Annotated in this window: 12 protein-coding genes; 1 reads left to right on the top strand and 11 read right to left on the bottom strand. The window is 63.2% G+C overall.

The features are described 5' to 3' along the window. Positions 1–295: 295 nt before the first annotated feature. Both GJA_RS24395 and GJA_RS24400 read right to left on the bottom strand, forming a co-directional pair. Complete coding sequence (locus GJA_RS24395) at positions 296–1327, bottom strand: TauD/TfdA family dioxygenase (RefSeq protein ID WP_051781299.1); 1032 nt, start codon at positions 1325–1327, stop codon at positions 296–298. A gap of 19 nt (positions 1328–1346) precedes the next feature. Then, the gene (locus GJA_RS24400) at positions 1347–16619 is read right to left on the bottom strand and encodes a non-ribosomal peptide synthetase (protein WP_167541145.1); all 15273 of its coding nucleotides are present in this window, start codon (positions 16617–16619) and stop codon (positions 1347–1349) included. A 700-nt stretch (positions 16620–17319) separates the two neighbouring features. On the opposite strand from GJA_RS24400, the gene GJA_RS24405 reads away from it, so the two are divergent. Continuing rightward, on the top strand, positions 17320–17838 hold the full coding sequence (locus GJA_RS24405; protein ID WP_242404692.1) for a hypothetical protein: 519 nt from the start codon (positions 17320–17322) through the stop codon (positions 17836–17838). Between the two features lie 139 nt (positions 17839–17977). Here the strand turns inward: GJA_RS24405 and GJA_RS24410 are convergent, their stop codons facing one another. The 9 genes from GJA_RS24410 to GJA_RS24450 form a co-directional block, all read right to left on the bottom strand. Beyond that, a complete protein-coding gene (locus GJA_RS24410; RefSeq protein WP_038497618.1) occupies positions 17978–18400 on the bottom strand; it encodes a F0F1 ATP synthase subunit epsilon in 423 nt (140 codons plus the stop codon). A gap of 64 nt (positions 18401–18464) precedes the next feature. Further along, positions 18465–19865: a F0F1 ATP synthase subunit beta gene (gene atpD, locus GJA_RS24415; RefSeq protein ID WP_038497619.1), complete on the bottom strand. Its 1401-nt coding sequence runs from the start codon at positions 19863–19865 to the stop codon at positions 18465–18467. Positions 19866–19895: 30 nt separating this feature from the next. Further along, the gene (gene atpG / locus GJA_RS24420) at positions 19896–20771 is read right to left on the bottom strand and encodes a F0F1 ATP synthase subunit gamma (RefSeq protein WP_038497620.1); all 876 of its coding nucleotides are present in this window, start codon (positions 20769–20771) and stop codon (positions 19896–19898) included. Between the two features lie 62 nt (positions 20772–20833). Beyond that, entirely contained in the window at positions 20834–22375 is a 1542-nt protein-coding gene (atpA, locus tag GJA_RS24425; protein WP_038497621.1) for a F0F1 ATP synthase subunit alpha, read from the bottom strand. A 66-nt stretch (positions 22376–22441) separates the two neighbouring features. Beyond that, a complete protein-coding gene (locus GJA_RS24430) occupies positions 22442–22987 on the bottom strand; it encodes a F0F1 ATP synthase subunit delta (RefSeq protein WP_038497622.1) in 546 nt (181 codons plus the stop codon). Positions 22988–22989: 2 nt separating this feature from the next. Beyond that, positions 22990–23460 carry a F0F1 ATP synthase subunit B gene (locus tag GJA_RS24435; RefSeq protein ID WP_038497623.1) on the bottom strand — a complete coding sequence of 157 codons (471 nt, stop codon included), beginning with the start codon at positions 23458–23460 and terminating at the stop codon, positions 22990–22992. A 42-nt stretch (positions 23461–23502) separates the two neighbouring features. Further along, complete coding sequence (atpE, locus tag GJA_RS24440) at positions 23503–23778, bottom strand: F0F1 ATP synthase subunit C (RefSeq protein ID WP_038497624.1); 276 nt, start codon at positions 23776–23778, stop codon at positions 23503–23505. Positions 23779–23839: 61 nt separating this feature from the next. Then, the gene (gene atpB, locus GJA_RS24445; protein WP_051781498.1) at positions 23840–24649 is read right to left on the bottom strand and encodes a F0F1 ATP synthase subunit A; all 810 of its coding nucleotides are present in this window, start codon (positions 24647–24649) and stop codon (positions 23840–23842) included. A gap of 48 nt (positions 24650–24697) precedes the next feature. Further along, positions 24698–25066, bottom strand: a complete 369-nt coding sequence (locus tag GJA_RS24450; RefSeq protein ID WP_038497625.1) for an ATP synthase subunit I — start codon at positions 25064–25066, stop codon at positions 24698–24700. Between the last annotated feature and the right edge of the window lie 30 nt (positions 25067–25096).

The raw sequence follows: 25096 nt of genomic DNA on the forward strand, positions 1-25096 counted from the left end.
GATTTTCATAGGAAACGCTGCTATTTTTCGCTGATTTTTAACGATCTGTTTCAGTAAAAAATCTCATCAATAAGCACTTCTCCAGAGGAGAACGGACGAAATGCAAAGACCTTGAAAAACCTGGCTCTTAGCGGCGCCAGGCAACGACGGAGCATTCCGCAACGCCGCCACAGAGACCACTGGAGCGCTGCATGCTTGTGCTTCGGCGCGCCCCTGGCCCACTGATGGAAGTTAATGGTGACGCGCCTTTCCTCTGCAAGGCGGCGCAACGCTTCACATCGCCTGGCAACCCCGCCTACGCCGGCTCCGGCCGCCACACCGCCGAACGCTCAACCATCTCGCCCATCGCCACCACGATCTGCCGCGGCGGAACATAGGGATCGCGCGCATGGGCCACCAGCATATTGTCCAGCATGATCACGTCGCCCTGCTGCCAGTTGAAACGCACTGCGGATTCTTCGTACAGGCGTCCGAGCAAGTCCATGACCTCGTCTTCGATCGGCGTACCGTCGCCGTAACAGACATTACGCGGCAAGCCGTCGATGCCAAACACGTCGATCAAATCGTCGCGCGCTTCGCTGCCCAGGCTATGGGGATGATGCAACTGCACTTGGTTGAAAAAGGCGCGTTCGCCAGTCAGCGGATGGCGTATCACCGCCGGACATATACTACGCGTCTGCAAAATATCGCCAGCCAGCCAGCGGTAGGCGATGCCCGCCGTCCGGCAGCGCTGCTCGACCTCACCGCGCTGATCGGTCTTGAAAAATTCCCGCCACGACAAATCAAGCCCTTGCTGGAAAGTCCGGACATAACTCAAGCCTTGCTGCTCGAACCTGTCGGCCAGGCCGGCCGGCAAGCGCGACAACATGTGCCGGATATCGACCAGCGGCGTCGCACCGCCTTCGCGGGACGCCTGCTCGCAATAAAATAATTGCTTGCGCGGCCATTTTTCCAGATGCGCGCTTTCATTGTGAAAGAGGATCATCTCTTGCTCGGGATAAGGAGTGGAACGATATACCCGCTCGCCGCCCTCTTTTTTCGGCAAGTCGCCGTATTCCCCGTACAGGCCTGGCGACAGCGCTTCAGCGAACGACTCGAATTGGCGCACGGAAGACAAGCCGAAATCGCGGAACAAAATCGCGCCATGCCGACACAGGGCCGCTTCAATGGCGGCGCGGCGCGGCGCCGGCCAGGCGAACGGATCGAGGCCGCCGTGTGCAGGCTGTATCAGCAGCGGCAGGTTCTGGCCGCCGCGCAGCAGCGAAAGCTTGACCGACGCGTCAAATCCGTAAGCGTCGGGATCGGTAAAAAAGTCTGAGGAATGCATAAAAGTACCTTGTCCTTGGTTAAATGTCATCGCTGGCCGACAATCCGGAAAGACCGGCGATGGCGGCATTGAGCGCGCGCGCCAGGCCGTCGATATGCGGCATTTGTATCATTGAGTGATGGTCGCCCGCCACTTGCACGATGGTCAGCGCTCCCGGCGCCAGCAGCCGGCGCCAGCCATCGGCCAGATCGTTCATCCTGTGCCGCGCATCGGGCTTGTCGCCGGCCGCGAACAGATGCGGCCGCAACGCCGCCGGCCGAGCGGCATGGTCTATCCCTGCATGGCCGGTCGCGGCGGCGCCGGGCGGCGCCATGCCAGCCGGCGCTGCATACCCGCTGATCGCCGCGCTGGCGTCCAGCAAGCCGAGAAATTCGACCGCCTGCCCCGCCGCCAGCAACTGGACGCCCATTTCATACGCCAGCAAGCCGCCGAACGACCAGCCGGCGATGCGGTACGGCCCTTCAGGCTGCACCGCGCGCAGCATGCCGATCATATTGCGCGCCGCCGCCGCGAAGAAACCGTCCGGCGCGGCGTCGACCGGCAGCGCCGGCAAGCCATATACCGGTAGTCCGGCATCCAGCAACGGCGCCAGCATGTGCGCATACAACAGCAAGCCCATGCCGTCGTGCAACAGGAACAGCGGCCGCTGCGCATGTCCAGCGGCGGCCGGCCGCAGCAGCAGCGCCGACCGTTCCGGCCCGGCGCCGGCATCGCTCCGCAAGGCGATCCGCGCAGCCAGGCCGGCGATGGTCGGCGCCTCGAACAGGTCGGCCAGCGCCAGCGGCACGCCAAGTCTTGCGGCGCGGTCGACCAGGCGTATGGCCAGCAGCGAATGGCCGCCCAGCGCAAAGAAATTATCGTCGCGGCCGACCTGGCCGACGCCGATCAGTTCTTGCCACAGGCTGGCCAGCGCGCCCTCGACAGCGCCTTCGGGCGCAGCGTGATGCTGGCGCTGGTACGCTTGCTGCTGCGGCGCCGGCAGCGCCGCGCGGTCCAGCTTGCCGTTGACCGTCAGCGGCAGGGCCGGCAACGCCACATAGGCGGCCGGCACCATGTATTGCGGCAGCACCGCCTGCAAATGCAGGCGCAGTTGCGCCACCTCGGGCGCTGGATCGTGCGCCACCTCCGCCACGTAATACGCCACCAGTCGCTTGTCGCCCGGCGTATCTTCGCGCGCCACCACGGCGGCCTCGCGCACGCCGGGATACGAGGCCAGCCGGCTTTCTATTTCGCCCGCTTCGATACGGAAACCGCGCAGCTTGAGCTGGCCATCGGCGCGTCCGGCAAAATCGATGTCGCCCTGCGCCGTCCAGCGCCCCAGGTCGCCGCTGCGGTACATCCTGGCGGCGGGATCGGCGACAAATGGATCGCGCATGAAGCGTTCGGCCGTCAATTCGGGACGGTTCAGGTAGCCGCGCGCGATGCCGACGCCGCCGATATAAATCTCGCCGGTCGCGCCGATCGGCGCCGGTTCGCCGCCAGCATCCAGGATGTAGATGCGTTTATTGGCGACCGGCTTGCCGATCGGCGGTTCGCCCTGCCCGCCGGGGTCGATATCGTGCAGCGTCGCGCACACGGTGGCCTCGGTCGGTCCGTAACCGTTGATCAGGCGGCGCCCCTGGCTCCAGCGGCGCGCGATTTCGGGCGGCAGCCGGTCGCCCGACAGGATCAGCACGCGGATGGTTTCCAGCCGCGCTTGCGGCGCCAGCGCCGCCACCACCGTCGGCGGCAGGACCGCATGCGTGATGCGGTGCTGCGCGACAAATTGGACCAGCGCGTCGCCGGCCAGGATCTCGCGCTGTCCATGCAGGTACAGCGCGGCCCCGTTGCACAGCGCCATCACCACTTCGAAAATGCAGCCGTCGAAGCTGAACGACGCAAACTGCAGGATACGGCTGGCCGCATCGACTTCCAGCTGCGCCGCCTGCATCGCGCCCAGGTTGGCCAGGCCGCCATGCTCGACGGCGACGCCTTTCGGCGCGCCGCTGGAGCCCGACGTATAGATCACGTAGGCCAGGCTGGCGGGGCCGGCGCCGCATGCGCCGCGCCCCAGGTCATCTGGCGGCGCTGCCGCCCACAGCGGCGCATCGGCGTCGAGCGCCAGCAGCGGCAGCGCCGGCGCGGCGTCGCCGGCCAGGCTGGCCAGCCGGCCGCGCAGCGCATCGTGCGTCAGCAGCAGTACCGGCGCGCTGTCGCCGAGCATATAGGCCAGCCGCTGGTCGGGATAGGCCGGGTCCAGCGGCACATAGGCCGCGCCCGCCTTCAGGATGGCGAGCAGGGCGATGATCATGTCCGGGCCACGCTCGATACAGAGTGCGACGCGCTGGTCGGCCGCCAGTCCCAGCCGGCGCAAATAATGCGCCAGCCGGTTGGCCTGCGCATTCAGCGCGCGGTAACTGAGGCTGCCGTCTTGATGCACCAGCGCCGACGCGTCGGGCGCGCGCGCGGCTTGTTGCTCGAACAATTCATGCATGCAGAACTGGGCCGGGAACGGCGCCGCCGTCGCATTCCAGGCCTGCAGCAGCGCGCGTTCCTCCTCTCCCAGCATCGGCAAGCGCAGCACCGGCGTGGACGGCGCAAGCTCGCCGGCCATCGCTTCCAGCAGGCGCCGCAGATAGCCGGCGTGCCGTTCGATGGTCGTCGCGTCGAACAGCGCGCTCGCGTATTCCAGTTCGCCGACAATTTGTCCATCCGATTCCTGTAGCGCCAGCGTCAGGTCGAACTTGGCCATGCGCGTCGCCGGCGCCACCGGCTCGGCATGCAGGCCGGCCAGCGCCAGCGTTTCCTGGGCCCCGTTTTGCCACGCGAACATAACCTGGAACAAGGGACTATATCCGAGGCTGCGTTCGGGCCGCATCAATTCCACCACTTGCTCGAAGGGTAAATCCTGGTGCGCCTGACCGGCCAGCACGCTGGTTTTGGTACGCTGCAGCACATCCTCCAACGCAACCTCGCCGGATAGATCGATGCGCAGCGCCAGCGTGTTGACGAAGAATCCGATCAAGTCTTGCACCTCGGCGCGCGGGCGATTCGCCACCGGCGTGCCGATCACCACCTCGGACTGGCCCGACAAACGGGCCAGCACAACAGCCCAGCCAGCCAGCAGCGTCATATGCAGCGTGGTGCCGTGGCGTCGGCTCAACGCTTTTAATGCCGCCGTCAGGCGCGCATCGAATGCCAGCGCCAGCGTGGCGCCGGCATAATCCTGGCGCGCCGGACGCGGCCGGTTCAGCGGCAGCTCCAGCAGCACCGGCGCGCCGGCCAGCGTTTGCCGCCAATAGGCGGCCTGGCGCTGCAGCACGGGACCGGCCAGCCACTGGTGCTGCCACAGCGCATAATCGGCGTATTGGACCGGCAAGGCCGGCAAGGGGTCGTCCGCGCCGCGCGCAAAGGCGTGGTACAAGCTGGCCAGTTCATGCGCCAGCAGGCCGGCCGACCAGCCATCCGACACGATGTGGTGCATGGTGATCAGCAGCGTATGGTCTTGTTCCGACACGCGCAGCAGGCGCGCACGCAACAGCGGCCCGCGCGCCAGGTCGAACGGCAGCGCCGCTTCCTGTTCGACCTGGCGGCGCACTTCATGCTGCGCATCGGCCGCTCCGGCCAGGTCCATCTGCGGCAGATCGAAGTCATTCGCCAGCACGCGCTGCTGCGGCTTGCCATCGACCGCGGCAAACACCGTGCGCAGCGCCTCGTGGCGCGCCACGATCTGGCGCAGCGCGCGGGCCAGCGCTGGCTTATCGAGCGCGCCCACCAAGCGCCAGCCGGAAGGAACATGATACGCGTGGCCGGCGCCGTCGAGCTGGGCCAGGAACCACAGGCGCTGCTGGGCGAACGACAGCGGCAGCGCTTGCGTGGCCTCGCGCGGCAGCGCGACGACAGGCGGGGCCTGGTCCGTGCCGGCGCCCGCCAGCGCGGCGGCGAACGCCGACAATACCGGCTGGGCAAACAGGTCGGCCACCGTGACCTCCACCTGGCACGCCTTGCGCACGCGGGCCACCGCCTGGATCGCCAGCAACGAATGGCCGCCGAGCGCGAAAAAGTGGTCGTTGCGGCCGACTTGCGGGCGCTTGAGCAGCTTGGCCCAGATCTGCGCCACCGCCTGCTCCAGTTCCCCTTGTGGCGCGGCATACGTCTCCACCGCATATGCCGCGGCGGCGTCCGGCGCCGGCAGCGCCTTGCGGTCCAGCTTGCCGTTCGGTGTCAGCGGCAGGCGTTCCAGCCTGACATAGGCAGCCGGCACCATATAGTCCGGCAACAGTGCCTGCAGGTGAGCGCGCAACAGGTGCGCATCGGCCGCCGGCGCGCCGGCGCGCGGCGTGAAATACGCCTCCAGCCGCATGTCGCCGGATACTTCCTCGCGCGCCAGCACTGCGGCTTCGCGCACACCGGGATGTAGCAGTAGCTGCGCTTCGATCTCGCCCGGTTCGATACGGTAGCCACGCAGCTTGACCTGAGCATCGTTGCGTCCCAGAAATTCAATATTCCCGTCCGGCAGGTAACGCGCCAGGTCGCCGCTGCGGTACATGCGCGATCCGGCGGCGCCGAACGGATTGTCCAGGAAACGCTGGGCGTTCAATTCCGGACGGTTCAGATAACCCCGCGCCACGCTGTCGCCGGCGATGTACAGTTCGCCTGCAACGCCGGGCGGCACCGGTTCGCCATACGCATCCAGCAGATAGATTTGCGTATTGGCGATCGGCTTGCCGATCGGGATGGCCAGGTTCGGCATCAGCGCCGGCACGCGATAGGTGCACACGCCCACCGTGGTTTCGGTCGGGCCATAGTGATTGATCAATACCGCTTGCGGGAACAATTGCCGCCACGCGTGGACAAGGTCGCGCGTCAGCGGCTCGCCGCCGGTGACGGTCACCAGGCGTCCCGCGGCGCTGCCTTTGCCCATGCCGATCAATGCCTTCAAATGGCTGGGGGTGAGTTTGACCAGGCGCCCGGGGTGCTGCTCCAGCTCTTGTCCAAGGCGCTCGATTTCGCGCTCCCGCGCATCGAGCAAGGTCACGCAGCGCCCCGACAGCAGCGGCGGATAAAAGCTCGTATTGGTCAAATCGAAGCTGACCGCCGCGTGTACCGTGGCATCCAGTTCGGCATCGGGCAAAAAGCCGCGCGCGCCGCACAGATAATTCATCAGGTTGCGGTGCTCCACCATGACGCCCTTCGGCTGCCCGGTCGATCCCGAGGTATAGATGATGTAGACCAGGTGCGCCGGCGTCACGCCGCTGACCGGCGGGCTGGCCGGATAATCGAGCAGCGCCGCGTCGTTCGGCTCCAGCTTCTGCAGCACGGCGACCCGCAAGCCTTGCGGCGGCTGCCGCCCGGCCAGCAGGATCGCGGCGCCGCTGTCATCGAGCATGAATTGCAGGCGCTCGACCGGATAAGTCGGCTCCAGCGGCAGATAGGCGCTGCCGGACTTGAGCACGGCCAGCAAGCCGACCACCGTGTCCATGCTACGCTCGGCCAGCAGCGCCACCGGCCGGTCCGGAGCGGCGCCGAGTTCGCGCAGGCGGTGCGCCAGCCGGTTGGTCCGCGTTTCCAGCTCGAGATAACTGAGGCGCTGATCACCTTGCGCCAAGGCCACCGCGTGCGGCGTGCGGGCGACCTGCTGTTCGAACAATTGGTGTACGCACAAGTGGCGCGGATAGTCCTGGTGCGTGGCGTTCCAGTCGTACAGCAGACGCTGCCGCTCGGCCGCATCGAGCAGCGCCAGGCTCGCCACCGGCCGGTCGGCGGCGTCGGCCGCCGTCATCGCTTCCAGCAAGCGCCGCAGGTAGCCCGCGTAGCGCTGCACGGTTGGCCGGTCGAACAGCGCGGTCGCATATTCCAGCTCGCCGGTGATGCGCCCGTCCGACTCTTGCAGCACCAGCGTCAAGTCGAACTTGACACGCCGCGCGCCGTCCTGCTTGCGCGGCCGCACTTCCAGGCCGGGCAGCGCCAGCGCCTGCTGCGGCGTATTCTGCCACACCAGCATCACCTGGAACAGCGCACTGTGGGCCAGGCTGCGCTCGGGCTTGAGTAATTCCACCACGTGTTCAAACGGAATATCCTGATGCCGCTGCGCCGCCAGCGTCTGGAGTTTGATGCGCTCCAGCCATTCACCGAGCCGGGGCGCGCCGGACAAGTCCAGCCGCAACGCCAGCGTATTGGCGAAAAATCCGATCAAGCCCTCGGTTTCCAGCTGTCCGCGGTTGGCCACCGAAGTGCCGGTGACGATGTCGTCCCGCCCCGACAGGCGCGCCAGCAGCGCGGCCCAGCCGGCCAGCAGCGTCATGTACAGCGTGGCGCCGTGACGCCGGCTCAACGCCTTCAGCGCCGCTGTCAACGGCGCGTCCAATTCCAGCGCCAGCGACGCACCCTGATGATCCTGGCGTGCCGGCCTGGCCCGGTCGGCCGGCAGATCCAGCAGCGCCGGCGCCCCCGCCAGCGTTTGCCGCCAGTAATTACCCAGCCGCTCCAGCAATGCGCCGTCGAGCCACTGGCGCTGCCATACCGCATAGTCGGCATATTGCAGCGGCAACGGCGGCAGCGGGTCCGCTTCGCCGCGCGCGAACGTGGCATATAAACGTCCCAGTTCATCGGCCAGCACCGCCGCCGACCAGCCATCGGAAGCGATGTGGTGCATCGTGATCAGCAGCGTGTGAACCTGCTCGGCTTCGCGTATCAACTTGGCGCGTATCAGCGGTCCGCGCTCCAGGTCGAATGGCAAGGCCGCCTCTGCGCCGGCCAGGCGCAGCGCTTCAGCCTGTATTTCACCCGGTATGTCAGCTTGAATAGCGCCGTCGCCGCACAAATCGACGACCTCCAGCGCAAAACCGCTGCCGCCGGCCGGCAGCACGCGCTGTTCGACTTCGCCGTCGCGCGCGACGAATACCGTGCGCAAGGTTTCATGCCGCTCGACGATGCGCGCCAGGGCCCGCGCCAGGGCCTGCCGGTCCAGCGCGCCCGACAATTCCAGATTGAACGGCAAGTGATATGCCTCGCTCGCGCCTTCGAGCTGCGCGACGAACCATAACCGCTGCTGCGCGAACGACAGCGGCAATGGCCGGTCGCGCGACGCCGCGACCATCGGCGGCAACTGCGCCGACGCCGCATAATGCTGCAAGCGCCCGGCGATCGCGGCGACCGACGGGGCTTCGAACAGGTCGCCGATCGACAGCTCGACGCCCAGCGCCTTGCGGATGCGCGCCACCAGCCGCGCCGCCAGCAGCGAGTGGCCGCCCAGCTCAAAGAAATGGTCATCGAGCGACACCTGCTGCAAGCCCAGCACCTCGGCGAACAGTGCCGTCAACAATTGTTCTTGCGGGGTGCGCGCCGCACGCCCCTTGCCGGCAACGAATTGCGGCGCCGGCAACGCCTTGCGGTCGAGTTTGCCATTCTGCATCAGCGGCAAGCGCTCCAGCAGCACGATGGCTGACGGCACCATATATTCGGGCAAGTCGGCGGCCAGCGCCTGGCGCAGCGCGGCCGAGTTGATGCGCAGCGGCGTATTGCCGAGCGCCGCCGGCCGCTGCAGCGGTTGCGTTGGCGGCTGGCGGAATACGCCCGACGGCACGCCGTCGCCGCCGGCCGCCGGCCACAGCACCACTTCCAGCGTGCCGTCACCACCCCAGGTCACCGCGCAGCGGTAAGAAACGTCCTGTGCCAGTGCATGAAAATCGTCGACCAATGGAATGCCGCCCAAGTCCGCCTGGTGCAAGCCTGCTTGCAAGGCGCCGATATCGGCATCATCGGCGGACATCGCGCGCCAGGCCCGCAATTCCGGCTCCAGGACGGCATGCGGCACGCCGGCCAGCCGCAGCGGGCCGGCCGGCATGCGGCCCAGATGCGCGCGCAACTGCGCCAGGTCCGCGATTTGCGTACCCCATTGCAGCACCGGCGCAGCGTCCAGCGCCACCGTCGCCAGCGGTCCCTTGCGCAATACCACGTCATAGCGGTAGCGGCTCAATTCATTGGCGTAGCCGCCCCGCTTGAGTTCGATCTCGGCCGTGGCCAGACCAGCAAGCCGCGCCAGCAGGCCGGCAAAAAATTCCGGCGCCAGTAACAATTCCTGCTCCGTTTCCAGCGCCCGCTCGATCTGCCATCGCACAGCGTCGCGTCCCGCGCCGCTCTCCGCCTTGTGCAACTGCACCGCATTGGCGAAACACGGCAGCAAATGCAGGTTGCGCACGTCGCCGATGAACAGCGCGCCGCCCGGCGCCAGCCGCTCGAACGCCTGTCCGATGACGTGCAGCAGGTAAGCCACGCTGGGGAAATACTGGATCACCGAATTGATCACGATGGTGTCGAAGAACCCCATCGGCACATCGTCCCACACGTGGGCCGGCAGCGCCATCAACTTGACCCGGCTGCGCCACTCACCCTGCTCGCGCAACTGGCGGTCCAGCGTGTCGATGGTGGCGCTGGAAAAATCGGTGGCCCAATACGCGTCGCAGTCGGGCGCCAGCGGCGCCAGCAGCAAGCCGCTGCCGACGCCGATTTCCAGCACCCGGCGCGGCTGTAATTGGCGAATCCGTTGCACCGTCGCCTCGCGCCACGCGCGCATCTGCGCCAGCGCAATCGGCGCGCCGTCGTAACTGCTGGTCCAGCCGTCGAAATTCTGACCAAACACGGTGCCGTGCGTTTCGCGATAAAACGATTCATACACCTGCTGCCATTGCTCGACGTGTCCGATATCCCGGGCAATATCGTCATCCTGTCCGCCCGCCGCCGGCACCACATAGGCCACCAGCCGCTGCTCGCCAGGCTGGTCTTCGCGCACCAGCACCACCGCCTGCGCCACGCCGGACTGGCGTGCCAGCGCCGCCTCGATCTCGCCCGGCTCGATGCGAAAACCGCGGATCTTGACCTGCTGGTCGGCGCGGCCGAGAAACTCCGGCACGCCGTCCGCCCTCCAGCGCGCCAGGTCGCCGGTACGGTACATGCGCCCGCCCGGCGGACCGTACGGGCAAGCGGGAAAACGTTCAGCCGTCAATTCCGGCCGATTCAAGTAGCCGCGCGCCAGGCCGGCGCCGGCGATATACAATTCGCCGGCGACGCCGGCGGCAACCGGCTGCAGCGCCGCATCGAGCACATACATGCGGATATTCCGGATCGGCCGCCCCATCGGCATAAAAGGCGCGTCCGAGACAAGGTTGTCGGTACACGTCCACGCCGTCACCTCGACCGCCGCTTCGGTCGGCCCGTACAGATTATGCAAGGCGATGCCGTAGATAGCGTGGAAACGCCGCACCAATTCCGTGCTCAGCGCCTCGCCGCTGCAAAATACCCGCCGTAGACGGCTATCGGCTGCCGACAGCATATTGTCCTGCAAAAAGCTTTGCAGCATCGATGGCACAAAATGCACGCTGGTGATGCGCTCGCGCACAATCACCTCGGCCAGATAGGCCGAATCCCGGTGTCCGCCCGGCCTGGCCAGCACCAGCGTGGCGCCGCTGATCAGCGGCGCGAAAAATTCCGGCACCGACACGTCGAAACCGATCGGCGTTTTTTGTAAAAAGCGTTCGCTGGCGTCGATGCCGTATTCATCCACCATCCACAGCAGCCGGTTGATGATGGCGCTGCCCTCGACCACCACGCCTTTTGGCCGGCCGGTCGAGCCGGACGTGTACAGCACATAGGCCGGATGTTTGCCGGTCAGCGCAGTACTGCGCTGATGATCGAGCGGATTGCCGTCGGGCTGGCGCTCCAGCAGCGCGGCCATCTCCTCGCCGTCGAGCATGATCAGCGCGACGCTGCCGGCCAGCCTGTGCCGCACCGCCAGTTCCGGGCCGGTGATAATCGCGCGTGGCGTGGCGTCCTCCAGCATAAAATGCAGGCGGCCGGTCGGATAATCAGGATCGAGCGGTAGATAAGCGGCGCCGGCTTTCAAAATCGCCAGCAGCGTCACCATCATGCCGATGGAACGCTCCAGGCACAGGGCGACGCACTGTTCCGGGCCGATGCCCAGGCCAATCAAATGATGGGCCAGCCGGTTGGCGCGCACATTGAGCTGGGCGTAACTGAGGCTGCTATCCTCGAACACCAGCGCAATCGCGTCCGGCGTGGCCGCCGCCTGCGCCTCGAACAGGGCCGCCAGCGTGGTATCCGGCACCGGGTGGGCGCTATCGTTCCATTCGACCAGGATGCGCTGCCGCTCTGCCGGCGTCAGTATCTCGATGGCGGCGATCTGTTCCTGCGGCGCCGCCGTCATCGCGGCCAGCACGGACAGCAGGCGCGCCCACAGCAGCTCGACGTCGGAACGGTCGAACAGGTCGCAGGCATACTCGATGACGCCATCGATGCCGTCGGCGTTTTCAGTCAGGTTCAGCAGCAAGTCGAATTTGGCGGTATCGGTCTCCATCCACTGTGCACGGCCGCCAAGGCCGGCCAGCGTCGCATCGGCCTGGGCATTGTTTTGCAGCGCCAGCGCGACCTGGAACAGCGGATGGTGGTTTTGCGCGCGCGTCGGATTGAGCATATCGACCAGGCGGTCGAACGGCAAATCCTGATGCGCATACGCAGCCAGGCAACGCTCGCGCACCCGGACGATCAGCTCGCTGACCCGCGGATTGCCGGACAGGTCGGTGCGCAACACCAGCATGTTGACAAAAAATCCGACCAGGTCCTCCAGCGCGCTATCGCCGCGGCCGGCGATCGGACTGCCGATGGCGACATCGTCGCCGCCGCCCAGCTTGCCCAGCAACAGCGCAAAAGCCGCCTGCAACACCATGAACAGCGTCGCGTCATTGCTGCGTGCCAGGATATTCAGCTTGTCACGCAATGGGGCAGGAATATGGACCGGCAAATTGTCGCCACGATAAGAAGAAACCGCCGGACGCGGACGCGAAGCCGGCATCGTGATGCATTCAGGCATGCCGGCCAGCGCCTGGCGCCAGTAATGGCCTTGGCGGCCGAACAAACTATGCGCATCGTCCTCATCGCCCAGCAACGTGCGCTGCCATTGCGCATAGTCGGCATATTGCACCGGCAGCGGCATGAATGCCGGCGCCTGTCCGGCCAGGCGCGCCGCATACGCCTGCGCCAGGTCGCGCATCAGCGGCTTCAGCGACCAGCCATCCGAGGCGATGTGATGCGTCAGGATCAGCAGCACATGGCGTTCCGGCGCCAGCCGGAACAAGGTGGCGCGGATCGGAATCTGGCTGTCCGGCAACATAGGCGCAGCTATGCTTTGCCGCAATTTTCGCTGCAACGTTGCTTCGCTTGCATCATGCACTTCGAGCGCCAGCCGCGCCCTGCTGTCATCGGCGGCTAAAATCAATTGATAGGGCATGTCGCCGTTATCGGGAAAGATTGTGCGCAGGCTTTCATGCCGGGCAATGATGTCGTTCAAGGCCAGCTCCAGCGCAACCATATTCAATGCGCCTTCGAGGCGCAGCGAAAAAGGCACGTGATAGGTGGCGCTCGGCCCTTCCAGGCGGTACAAAAACCACAGCCGCTGCTGCGCGAACGACAGCGGCAGCGGCCGGTCGCGCGGCGCCGCCGTCATCGCCGGCAACTGCGCGCCTGCGCCATAGTGCTGCAAGCGCGCGGCCACCGCGGCCACCGACGGCGCCTCGAACAAATCGCCGATCGACAGCGCGACGCCCAGCGCCTTGCGGATGCGCGCCACCAGCCGCGCCGCCAGCAGCGAATGGCCGCCCAGCTCGAAAAAATGGTCGTCGATCGATACCTGCGGCAAGCCCAGCACCTCGGCGAACAGCGTCGCCAGCAGCAGCTCCTGCGGATTGCGCGCCACACGCCCCTTGCCCGAAACAAATTGCGGCGCCGGTAAGGCCTTGCGGTCGAGCTTGCCATTCGGCATCAGCGGCAAACGCTCCAGCAATACAATCGACGAGGGCACCATATATTCCGGTAAATCGCCCGCCAGCGCCTGGCGCAGCCCGGCCGCGTTGACGCGCAGCGGCGTATTGCTGTGCGCCGCTGCGCGCCGCGTCCCTTGTCCCTGGCGGAACAATCCCGACGGCGCCGCATCGCCATCGCCGGCCACAGGCCACAGCAGCACTTCCAGCCGGCCGTCGCCGGCACCGCTCCACGTCACCGCGCAGCGGTAGCCGAGCGCCTGCGCCAACGCATCGAAGTCGTCGGCCAGCACACCATCGGCGGCAGCGCCCAAGCTCGCCTGCAAGGCGCCCATATCGGCATCGTCCGCCTGCAGCGCGCGCCAGGCCAGCCATTCCCGCTCCAGCGCCACATGCGGCACATCGCTCAGCCGCAGCGCAGCGCCCGGCGTGCCGCATAGATGCGCGCGCAATTGCGCCAGATCGGCAACCTGCGTCCCCCATTGCAGCACCGGCGCATCGCCCAGCGCCACCGTGCGCACCGGCCCCTTGCGCAATACCACGTCATAGCGGTAGCGGCTCAATTCATTGGCGTAGCCGCCGCGCTTGACTTCGATCTCCGCCGTCGCCACGCCGGCCAGCCGCGCCGGCAAGCCGGCAAAAAACTCCGGCGCCAGCAGCAACTCATTTTCCGTCTCCAGCGTACGCCCGATCTGCCACTGCACATCCTCGCGGCTGGCGCCGACTGGCGCCTTGTGCAATTGCACCGCGCTGGCGAAACACGGCAGCAGGTGCAGGTTGCGCACGTCGCCGATGAACAGCGCACCGCCCGGCGCCAGCCGCTCGAACGCCTGTTCTATAACGTGCAGCAGGTAAGCGGCGCTGGGGAAATACTGGATCACCGAATTGATGACGATGGTGTCGAAGAAGCCTGCCGGTATGTCGTCCCACACGTGGGCCGGCCGCGCCATCAGCTTGACCCGCCCGGCCCAATCGCCCTGCTCGCGCAGCTGGCGGCCCAGCGTGTCGATGGTGGCGCTGGAAAAATCGCAGGCCCAATATGCGTCGCAATCGGGCGCCAGCGGCGCCAGCAGCAAGCCGCTGCCGACCCCGATTTCCAGCACTCGGCGCGGCTGCAATTGGCGAATCCGTTGCACCGTCGCCTCGCGCCACGCGCGCATCTGCGCCAGCGCAATCGGCGCGCCGTCGTAACTGCTGGTCCAGCCGTCGAAATTCTCGCCGAATGCGCCGGCGCCGGCCGCGCCATAAAACGATTCATACACTTGCTGCCATTGCTCGACGTGCGCAATGTCGCGGCCGATATCGTCATCCTGGCCGCCCGCCTGCGCCACCACATAGGCGACCAGCCGCTGCTCGCCAGGCTGGTCTTCGCGCACCAGCACCACCGCCTGCGCCACGCCGGACTGGCGCGCCAGCGCCGCCTCGATCTCGCCCGGCTCGATGCGAAAACCGCGGATCTTGACTTGCTGGTCGGCCCGGCCGCGATGTTGCAGCACGCCGTCGGCGCGCCAGCTGGCCAGGTCGCCGCTGCGGTACATGCGGCTGCCCGGCGCCTCGAATGGGCAAGCGATAAACCGCTCTTGCGTCAACTCCGGCCGGTTCCAATACCCGCTCGCCAGGCCGGCGCCGGCGATATACAGCTCGCCAGTGACACCGGCCGGCACCGGCTGCAAATGGGCGTCGAGCACATACATCCGGGTATTCCAGATCGGCTTGCCGATCGGTACGTGCGCACTGGCGCCGCCCTCTTCCTCTGCCCGGAACAGCTGCGACGCCGATTGTATCGTCGCCTCGGTCGGGCCATACAGATTCACCACCGTCGCCCGGCACAAGTTTTCAACCCGCGCCGCCAGCGCAGCCGGCAATGCTTCGCCGCCGCTGAACAATGCGCGCAGCCGGCACGCCGGCAAACGCGCGGGATCGCGCAAGTGTTCTTGCAAGGCGTCCAGCACCGCATCGAGCATCGACGGCACGAACTGGGCCACCGTGATGCCGGCGTCCAGCATCGCGGCAGCCAACAAGCCCATGTCTTGCAGCGTCGCCGACGCCAGCACCTGCAGGCGGGCGCCGCAAATCAGCGGCAGCCAGATTTCCCACACGGCGGCGTCGAAACTGACCGAGGTGCGGCCCAGCATGCGGTCTTCGGCAGTGAACGGATATTGCGCCTTCATCCACAGCATATGGTTGACCAGCGCGCCGTGCGGCACCAGCACGCCCTTCGGCTGGCCCGTGGAACCGGAGGTGTAGATGACATACGCAGGATGCGCGCCTTGCGGCGCCTGCGCCAGGTCCGCGGCAAGCGGATTGCGCTGCGCCGCTGCGGCCAGCGCGGTATTGAGCTTCTCGCTGCCGAGCGCGATCAGGCGGTCGCCATCGTTGAACAGGCCGCCTGCGGCCAGGTCTGCGCCGCTGATCACCGCGCAAGCCTGGACATCGTCCAGCATCCAGCGCAAGCGCGCGGCCGGATAGGCGGGATCGAGCGGCACATAGGCCGCACCGGTCTTGACGATCGCCAGCAGCGTCACCACCATGTCCAGCGAACGCGGCAGGCACAGCGCCACACGCTGTTCAGGGCCGACGCCCAGGCCGATCAAATAATGGGCCAGCCGGTTGGCGCGCACGTTGAGCTGGGCGTAACTGAGGCTGCTATCCTCGAACACCAGCGCAATCGCGTCCGGCGTGGCCGCCGCCTGCGCCTCGAACAGGGCCGCCAGCGTGGTATCCGGCAGCGCATGGCCGCTGTCGTTCCAGTCAGACAGGAGTTGCTGGCGCTCGTACGGCGCCAGGATATCGATGGCGCCGATGCGCGCCTGCGGCGCCGCCGTCATTGCTTGCAACACGCGCAGCAGACGCGCCCACAACAGCTCGGCGTCGGCCTGATCGAACAGCTCGCTGGCATATTCGATGATGCCGCCGATACCGTCGGCGTGTTCGGCCAGGTTCAGCACCAGGTCGCAACGGGCGGCGCCGTCGTGCGCAAAGGATTGCGGATGCTGTGGCGTATTCCATGCCAGCGCCACCTGAAACAGCGGATGGCAGGGATACGCGTGCACAGGAGCAAGCAATTGCAGCAGCTGCTCGAACGATGGCTGCGGATGCGCGTCAGCGGCCAGCCAATATTTGCGCACGCGCCCGATCAGCGCGCTGGCTGACGGATCGTCCGACAGGTCGGCACGCAGCACCTGCGGATGGTGCGTCGCGCCAGAGGGTACGCCGGCAACCGCACTACCGATGGCGATATCGTCGCCGGCGCCCAGTTTGCCGAGCAATACGACAAAACCGGCTTGCAATACCATTAACAGCGTAGCCTCGCTGGCGCGCGCCAGCGCATGCAACTCCTGCTGTAAGGGCGCTGCTATCCGCACCGTCACCTGCTGATAACGATAGGAAGAAACAGCCAGACGCGGCCGCGCAGTCGGCAGCGTGATGCAAGCAGGCAGGCCGGCCAGTGTCTGTTGCCAAAAAATTTGCTGCTCTGACAAGGATGCCTCGGACGGAGAATCAGCGCCATGCTGTCGCCTCGTGAGGGATGTCTGCTGCTGTATCTGGCCAGAACTCCCCGCAACACCTTCTTTGTTCGCTGCATTGCCTGTCATGACTTTTCCTTTCGTCTACAAAAAATAGACTGGTTCAATTGAAGTCAAAAGACTATACATAAAATACAAAGTTTCATATGTAACTTATTGTTTCAAAGAAACATTAATAAATCAAATTCAAAATAAATCATGAATGTCATATACATCAAATAAATAATGCAATACAGCTAAAAAATAAAAGTAAACACGGCTCAGCACCTATCTCCGGAAATTATTGTGAATTGATGAAGGACAGGAGCGGATGCGCTGCCAGGGAAGGCCGCCGAGGGAAGGCCGCCGAGGGGGGGCCGCCGAAGACGCTCGTGGCGACGCAGTGCGAGCACAGCGGGCAACACCGCAGAGCGCCGCTTATGGCAGTCCGAAATCACAATAATTTATGCGGGGTTAGCGCGCTGTTAGGTAAGTCGGCAGTGGCGTGACGGTTTCGGCATGCAGGCATCAGCAGAAACCCAGCTTTCCCGATGAACGTGTACAGACAGGCATGAAGACGGGCGCCGCTCGGTTACACTATGGGCTGAATCCTTTTTGCCCGTCCCAGCCCATGCCGCGTTACTCTGCCCTCGCTTTGCTATTGCCACTATCGTTGATGCTGTCCGCCTGCGGCGAACAATACACCGCATCCGAGCTGTACCTGGCGGCCACGCCCGAATGCAAGAGCTGGGTCGAGGGGTCGCGTTTTGAATTACCACGCGGCATCAGCGTGCAAGCGACGCCGCCGCTGGCATTAAAGGATGGCGGGGTCGAGATCGTGCTGATTTACACGCTGCCGCGCGGCACCCGGGCCGACTTCACGGCGCTGGGTTTCCAGCTGACGCAGCCGCACGGCGCGCCTATCGTCAACGGCAAGATCGTCACCATTTACCAGCGCGGCAGCGAAAGCCGGCCGGAAATCGTCGACGTGGTCGACCAGTTGCCGATCCGCCTGGCGGCGGTCGGCAACAGCGCCGACACCCAGACCCGCATCCGCCTGCAATTCCCCGGCCAGTTGCCGCCGCGCTTCGACTTGCAGCCGCCGGACCTGGTCATCGCCGAAAAACGCTACCCGGTGCGCACCTACACTTACCGCTATTTCGGCGAACGCAACAGCTACGGCATGTGCCGTTGAGCGCTTCAAGCCAATCGCAAACCGGCACGAATGGCGGCCGGACAAAGCGCCGCTGTTTCGCCAGAGACAAGCATAAAAAACAGACATAAAAAAAGGCAGCCCGAAGGCTGCCTCTTGCATGCTGCATGCAACGTCAAGCTTAATGCTTGCCGCGCAGTTTCTGGATCGCCGCCAATTGCGCGATGGCGCTGGCCAGTTCGGCTTGCGCCTGGGCGTAGTCGATACCGGTGCCTTTATCGTGCAGGGTTTCTTCCGCTTGTTTCTTGGCTGCCAACGCTTTGGCTTCATCCAGGTCGTGACCGCGGATCGCGGTATCGGCCAGGACGGTCACGGCGTTCGGCTGCACTTCCAGCAAGCCGCCGGCGACGAAGACGAACTCTTCTTCAGCCTGGCCGACTACCTTGATGCGGACCGCGCCCGGACGGATGCGGGTGATCAGCGGCGTATGCTTCGGGTAGATACCCAGCTCGCCCTGTTCGCCCGGCAACGCGACGAATTCCGCCTCGCCTGAAAAAATCAGTTCTTCAGCGGAAACCACGTCAACGTGAATTGTGTGTGCCATGTGTGTCCTATCGGGTTGAAGAACCCCGCCCTAAGTAAGAGCGGGGTTAGGCCCAAACTTAATGTCAGTTAAGTTTCTTGGCTTTTTCGATTGCTTCTTCGATCGTGCCGACCATGTAGAACGCTTGTTCCGGCAGGTGATCGAGTTCGCCCGACGCGATCATCTTGAAGCCTTTGATCGTGTCTTTCAGCGAAACGTATTTACCCGGCGCGCCGGTAAATACTTCAGCGACGTGGAATGGCTGCGACAGGAAACGCTGCATCTTACGTGCGCGCGCGACCAGCAGTTTGTCTTCCGGCGCCAGCTCGTCCATGCCCAGAATCGCGATAATGTCGCGCAATTCCTTGTAGCGTTGCAGCGTGCCTTGCACGGCGCGGGCGGTGTCGTAGTGCTCTTGACCGACCACCAGCGGGTCCAATTGACGCGAAGTCGAATCGAGTGGATCGACCGCAGGGTAGATACCCAGCGAAGCGATGTCACGCGACAGGGCAACGGTCGAATCCAAGTGGGCGAAGGTGGTGGCCGGCGATGGATCGGTGTAATCATCCGCTGGAACGTAGACGGCCTGGATCGAGGTGATCGAACCGGTCTTGGTCGACGTGATACGCTCTTGCAGGCGGCCCATTTCTTCAGCCAGCGTCGGCTGGTAACCCACTGCCGACGGCATACGACCCAGCAGCGCGGAGACTTCGGTACCGGCCAGCGTGAAGCGGTAGATGTTGTCCACGAAGAACAACACGTCCTTGCCTTCGTCACGGAACGATTCAGCGATCGTCAGGCCGGTCAGCGCCACGCGCAGACGGTTGCCCGGCGGTTCATTCATCTGGCCGTAGACCATCGCCACTTTGGAATTCTCCGGGTTTTCCAGGTCAACCACTTTCGCGTCAGCCATCTCGTGGTAGAAGTCGTTACCTTCACGCGTACGCTCGCCGACACCGGCGAATACCGACACGCCGCTGTGCGCTTTCGCGATGTTGTTGATCAATTCCATCATGTTGACGGTCTTGCCCACACCCGCGCCGCCGAACAGGCCGACTTTACCGCCTTTGGCGAACGGGCACACCAGGTCGATCACCTTGATGCCGGTTTCCAGCAACTCTTGCGATGGCGACAGTTCGTCGTATGCAGGAGCGGTGCGGTGGATCGACGCGATCTGTTCGTGCGATACCGGACCGCATTCGTCGATCGGGTTACCCAGCACGTCCATGATGCGGCCGAGGGTTGCTTTACCAACTGGCACCATGATAGGTTTGCCGGTGTTTTGAATCATCATGCCACGGCGCAGACCGTCGGACGAGCCCAGCGCAATGGTACGGACTATGCCGTCGCCCAACTGCTGTTGCACTTCCAGGGTCAATTCCGAGCCTGCCATTTTCAAGGCATCAAATACCTTAGGCATCGCGTTGCGGGGAAACTCAACGTCCACCACAGCGCCGATACACTGAACGATTTTGCCATCAGCCATGTTCGTTCCTTCAAATATAGTTAAATTCGTTTAAACCGCAGCCGCACCGGCGACGATTTCGGAGAGTTCTTTGGTAATCGCAGCTTGACGGGTTTTGTTGTAGACCAGCTTCAATTCGCCGATCACACTACCCGCGTTGTCGCTTGCAGCCTTCATCGCCACCATCCGCGCCGATTGCTCGGAAGCCAGATTTTCAGCGACTGCCTGGTACACCAGCGCTTCTACATAGCGCTCCAGCAATTCATCGATGACCGTTTGTGCATCCGGCTCATAAATGTAATCCCACGCGTGGGCACCTTTATCCGCCTGCATCTTGTCGGCCGTCAGCGGCAGCAATTGCTCCACTACCGGCTCTTGCTTCATCGTGTTGATGAACTTGGTGTAACACAGGTAAACTGCGTCAAGCTTGCCTGCCTGAAACTCTTCGAGCATGACCTTGACCGGTCCGATCAGTTTGTCCAGGTGCGGCGTATCGCCGATCTGAATCGCATGCGCGATGACCTTGGCGCCGATCCGGTTCAAAAAGCCCAAACCCTTGTTACCGATGGCGACTGTCTCGATCCGGTTGCCGGCGGTTTCCAGCTCGCGCGTCTTGCTCGTCACCTGACGCAAGATGTTGGTGTTCAAGCCACCGCACAAACCCTTGTCGGTCGTGACGATGATGAAACCCGCTGCCTTGGCCTCCGTGCCCTGCGCTGCTGCCAGGAACGGGTGCGTGTATTCCGGATTGGCGGTCGCCAGATTGGCGGCGATGTTCCGAATCTTGTCACTGTAGGGGCGCGCGGCCCGCATCCGGTCTTGCGCCTTGCGCATTTTGGATGCGGCGACCATTTCCATCGCCTTGGTGATCTTCTTCGTATTCTCTACGCTCTTGATCTTGCCACGTATCTCTTTGCTTGATGCCATGAGTCCTTACTCCTTGTACGCGTCCAGCCCGCACCCTGCAAGCAGGGAACGGGCCGGGCCGCTTAATATGCGCCCGATTTTTTGAAATCAGCAACCGCGGCCGACAAGGCAGCTTCGCCGTCTTTGTCGAGTTGCTTGGTTTCTTCGATCTTGGCCAGCAAGGCAGCTTGCTTGGTCTTCATGTAAGCATGGACACCGGCTTCGAACGACAGCACTTGCTTGACAGGCACGTCGTCCATGAAACCTTTGTTGACCGAGAACAGCGACACAGCCATCAGCGAGATCGGCAGTGGAGCGTACTGGGCTTGCTTCAGCAATTCCGTCACGCGCGCGCCGCGGTCCAGCTGTTTGCGGGTCGAGGCGTCCAGGTCGGAAGCGAACTGCGCGAACGCAGCCAGTTCACGGTACTGCGCCAAGTCGGTACGGATACCGCCGGACAGGTTTTTGATGACCTTGGTCTGGGCGGCGCCACCGACGCGCGATACCGAAATACCGGCGTTAATCGCAGGACGGATACCGGCGTTGAACAACGAAGTTTCCAGGAAGATTTGGCCGTCGGTGATCGAAATCACGTTGGTCGGCACGAATGCGGACACGTCGCCTGCCTGGGTTTCGATGATCGGCAAGGCGGTCAGCGAACCGGTCTTGCCTTTGACGGCGCCATCGGTGAACTTCTCGACGTAGTCGGCGTTCACGCGGGCTGCGCGTTCCAGCAAGCGGCTGTGCAGGTAGAACACGTCGCCTGGGTACGCTTCACGGCCTGGTGGGCGGCGCAGCAGCAAGGAGATTTGACGGTAAGCAACAGCTTGTTTCGACAGGTCGTCGTACACGATCAGTGCGTCTTCGCCGCGGTCGCGGAAGAATTCGCCCATCGCGCAGCCGGAGTAAGCCGAGATGTATTGCATGGCGGCCGATTCGGAAGCCGAAGCGGCGACGACGATGGTGTATTCCATCGCGCCATGTTTTTCCAGCGAGCGCACGATGTTCTTGATCGACGAGGCTTTTTGGCCAATCGCGACGTAGATACACTTCATGCCCTGGCCTTTTTGATTGATGATCGTGTCGATCGCCACAGCCGATTTACCGGTCTGGCGGTCGCCGATGATCAATTCGCGTTGGCCGCGGCCGATCGGCACCATCGCATCGATCGACTTCAGACCGGTTTGCATCGGTTGCGATACGGATTCACGGGCGATCACGCCCGGTGCGATTTTTTCGATCGGTGCGGTCAGTTTCGCGTCGATCGCGCCTTTGCCGTCGATCGGCTGGCCCAGCGCGTTGACCACGCGGCCCAGCAGTTCAGGACCGACCGGGACTTCCAGGATGCGGCCGGTGCACTTGACCGTGTCGCCTTCCGAGATGTGCTCGTAAGCACCCAGGATCACGGAACCGACCGAGTCGCGTTCCAGGTTCATTGCCAGGCCAAAGGTGTTGCCAGGAAATTCCAGCATCTCGCCTTGCATCACGTCCGACAAACCGTGGATGCGGCAGATACCGTCGGCGACGGAAATAACCGTGCCTTGATTACGCACTTCAGCGCCGCCGTCAAGACCTTGGATCCGGCTCTTGATCAACTCGCTGATTTCAGATGGGTTGAGTTGCATACTAACTCCTAAAAGTGTTTCTCTCAGCTTGCGCGAGGGGGTAAGGTTCTGCCTAAGCCAGTCGGATTACGACACCAGCGCATCGCGCATCTGTTGCAACTTGGCGCGCACCGAGGTGTCGAGCACTTCATCGCCAACGACCACGCGCACGCCACCGATCAGTGAGGGATCCACTGTGACGGCAGGGTTGAGCTTACGGCTGAATTTCTTTTCCAGCGTTGCGACCAGTTCTGCCACTTGCGTGCCGCTCAGTTCGAATGCGCTGGTAATTTCGGCGTCAGCCGCACCTTCCAGGCTGTTTTTCAACAGGTGGAATTGCGCGCCGATTTCAGGCAACAAACTGACACGGCCATTTTCAACCAGCATCGCGACGAAGTGCTTCACTTCCTCGTTGAGCGGCGATTTCAGCAGTGACAACAGGGTGGCGGCCACGTCGCTTTCCGAAGCTTTCGGATTGCGTGCAAACGCCTGCACCTCGGGGTGGCTGCCGACTTGTGCCAATTCGGACACGATATCGGACCACGCCGCGAGGTTATACGATTCCTTACCAGCTTGGGCTACGCGGAACAAAGCTTCCGCGTAGGGACGGGCGACGGTTGCGAGTTCTGCCATGATTACAGCTCGACAGCCAGGCGTTGCAACAGATCGGCGTGGGCCGATGCGGTTACTTCGCGCTTCAGAATTTGCTCGGCGCCCTTGACAGCCAGGTCAGCCACCTGAGCGCGCAGTTCTTCGCGTGCTTTCGCCAGTTGCTGTTCGGCGTCCGCTTTAGCTTGCGCAATGATGCGCGCTGCTTCGGCTTGTGCATTTTGCTTGATCTCGTCAGCCACCAGTTGGGCGCGCTTTTCAGCGTCCGCAACACGTTGCGACGCTTCTTCGCGTGCACCGGTCAATGCTTCTTGAGCGCGCTTTTCAGCGATTGCCATCGAAGCCTGACCCTGATCGGCCGCAGCCAATCCATCCGCGATTCTCTTGGCACGCTCATCCAGCGCTGTGTTCAGCGCTGGAAATACGAACTTCATCGAAAACCAGACCAACACCGCGAAGGTGATCATCTGGCCGATGAGCGACATATTGATGTCCATACCTTGCTCCTAACTAAAAGTTTCTCCTAGGGTTGGAGCGAATTAATGAGCAGCCAGAACAGCGGTCAGGAACGGGTTAGCAAACGTGTACAGCAGAGCAACACCAACGCCAATCATCGAAATCGCATCCAGCAGACCGGCAATAACGAACAGTTTCGTTTGCAGTTGTGGCATCAGTTCAGGTTGACGGGCCGACGCTTCCAGGAATTTGCCGCCCAAAATGGCGAAACCCAGTGCGGTACCGATAGCGGCCAGGCCGATGATGATTGCTGCTGCCAGAACGGTCATGCTTTGTACTTGTGCGATCAGAGCTTGCATAAAAAATTCTCCTAAGATTAAAAACGAAAGATACTAAAAAAACAAAATATAAAGTCGATGATTAATGCTTCTCAACCGCGAGGCTCAGATACACCACCGTCAACGCCATAAACACAAAAGCTTGCAAAGTTACAATCAAGATATGGAAAATTGCCCATGGACCACCCAACGCCCACTGTGCCCACCAAGGCAACAACGCGATCAAGATGAAAATCAGTTCGCCGGCATACATATTGCCGAACAGTCGCAACGACAGCGAAATCAGTTTTGCAAGCAATTCAACCATTTGCAGCAAGAAATTGACTGGCGCCAAGGCGATCGTGCCGACCAGGCCGCTGGCGTGGAAGGGCGCGGTAAACAATTCTTTGATCCAGCCGCCCAGGCCCTTGGCCTTGATCGAGAAGGCGATCACGCACAGCACCACCGAGAACGACATCGCAAAGGTGTGGTTGACGTCGGCGGTCGGCACCACGCGCAGCTTGTGCACGCCGAACCAGCTCAATACTTTTGGCAAAAGGTCAACCGGCAGGAAGTCCATCGCGTTGAGCAGCCAGACCCAGACGAAAATGGTGATGGCCAGCGGAGCAATGATCTTGCTTTTCGCGTGGAAGGCCCCATTAATAGTATCGTTGACCATTTCCATGATCATTTCGACGAAGTTTTGCAGTTTGCCCGGCACGCCGGCGGTCGCGCGACGCGACGCGATGTAGAAAACCAACAGGAAAACCAGGCCCAGCAACGCAGAAACCCAGAACGTATCCAGATTCAGGGTGCCGGCGTCGTTACGCAGGTGGGCCAGATGGTGCGCGATGTATTCGGTGGAATTTGCCGGGGCAGCATGGCCCGCTTCAACAGCGTGTTCTATGGTCATAATGAATTTAGATTTGTCGTCCCAAGGCATACGCCCTGAAACCAATGATTAAACAGCGAGCAATGAAAACCAATATGCTAAGGTTGACACGGCGAAACCCAAGATCAGCCATAACCAGGCGGCCGACTGAAACAGCACCAGTGCCACAATAAACAGCACTACTGTGATAAATATTTTTACCATTTCGGCGCGCAAATGCGCCCGAAACGCTTTATTGGCGTCGGAAGATCCCCTGGCGACGAGCATCGCATACACCAGGCTGCCGGTGACCGCGATGGCGCCGCCGCAAGCGGCAGACCAACCCTGCGTGGCGCCGCCGGCCAAGCTCGCGATAATGGCGAAAATGACAGCGATTCCTAGCTGTAGGGCAACTACTTGATAGACTGGCTTGGCAATACTTTGCTTTGAATCACTCACTTACCAAGTTCCCAGAAAAATCCAACCACG

The organism is Janthinobacterium agaricidamnosum NBRC 102515 = DSM 9628 (assembly GCF_000723165.1).
Taxonomy (GTDB): domain Bacteria; phylum Pseudomonadota; class Gammaproteobacteria; order Burkholderiales; family Burkholderiaceae_D; genus Janthinobacterium; species Janthinobacterium agaricidamnosum.

Coding starts and splice junctions, on each gene's coding strand:
- GJA_RS24395 (WP_051781299.1), bottom strand. CDS start 1,327: ATGCATTCCTCAGACTTTTTTACCGATCCCGACGCTTACGGATTTGAC.
- GJA_RS24405 (WP_242404692.1), top strand. CDS start 17,320: ATGCTGTCCGCCTGCGGCGAACAATACACCGCATCCGAGCTGTACCTG.
- GJA_RS24410 (WP_038497618.1), bottom strand. CDS start 18,400: ATGGCACACACAATTCACGTTGACGTGGTTTCCGCTGAAGAACTGATT.
- atpD (WP_038497619.1), bottom strand. CDS start 19,865: ATGGCTGATGGCAAAATCGTTCAGTGTATCGGCGCTGTGGTGGACGTT.
- atpG (WP_038497620.1), bottom strand. CDS start 20,771: ATGGCATCAAGCAAAGAGATACGTGGCAAGATCAAGAGCGTAGAGAAT.
- atpA (WP_038497621.1), bottom strand. CDS start 22,375: ATGCAACTCAACCCATCTGAAATCAGCGAGTTGATCAAGAGCCGGATC.
- GJA_RS24430 (WP_038497622.1), bottom strand. CDS start 22,987: ATGGCAGAACTCGCAACCGTCGCCCGTCCCTACGCGGAAGCTTTGTTC.
- GJA_RS24435 (WP_038497623.1), bottom strand. CDS start 23,460: ATGGACATCAATATGTCGCTCATCGGCCAGATGATCACCTTCGCGGTG.
- atpE (WP_038497624.1), bottom strand. CDS start 23,778: ATGCAAGCTCTGATCGCACAAGTACAAAGCATGACCGTTCTGGCAGCA.
- atpB (WP_051781498.1), bottom strand. CDS start 24,649: ATGACCATAGAACACGCTGTTGAAGCGGGCCATGCTGCCCCGGCAAAT.